Below are 524 nucleotides of genomic sequence, written 5' to 3'. Positions count from 1 at the left end.
GATAGATACCACGTTGTTTGAGGTACTCCACTTGTTCTTTAGTTTCTACACCTTCAGCTATAGCTTTTAAGTTAGATGTTTGAATAAACGAAATAATGGCGTCTAGTACACTAGTTTTGACGTCTGTTGTCTCAATAGTATCGACAAACATTTTGTCTATTTTTAGCGTATCGATACCAAGTTCTTGTACATAAGAAAAGCCTCCATAGCCGGTACCAGCATCATCAAGCTTCAAGTTTATGCCATATTGATAAAAGTGTTTTAATGTGGATTTGGCACGCTCTAGGTCCGATATTTCTAACCTCTCTGTAATTTCTAGACTTACCGATTTTGCGTTAATTCTAAAGGACTCGCAAAGACTAATAACTTTGTGATAGAACTGTTCGTTCTCTAGATGCTCAGGAACAATGTTAATACTCATAAACTGTTCACCTGATCTCCAATCAAGTGTAATAATGTCTTGTATCACTTTATCGAGTAGTTGATCTGTTATGGGTATGATAAGGCCGCTATCTTCAGCGTAA

Annotated in this window: 1 protein-coding gene; it reads right to left on the bottom strand. The window is 36.6% G+C overall.

What is annotated here, in order from left to right; translation table 11 throughout:
• Positions 1-469, bottom strand: a 469-nt coding sequence (locus tag AB4486_RS26305; protein WP_372119704.1) for an EAL domain-containing protein, incomplete at its 3' end; no start/stop codon positions are given.
• Positions 470-524 lie beyond the last annotated feature (55 nt).

The sequence above is a fragment of the Vibrio sp. 10N.222.55.C6 genome (assembly GCF_041473395.1).
GTDB lineage: Bacteria > Pseudomonadota > Gammaproteobacteria > Enterobacterales > Vibrionaceae > Vibrio > Vibrio crassostreae_C.
This window is presented reverse-complemented; position numbering and strand designations above follow the sequence as displayed.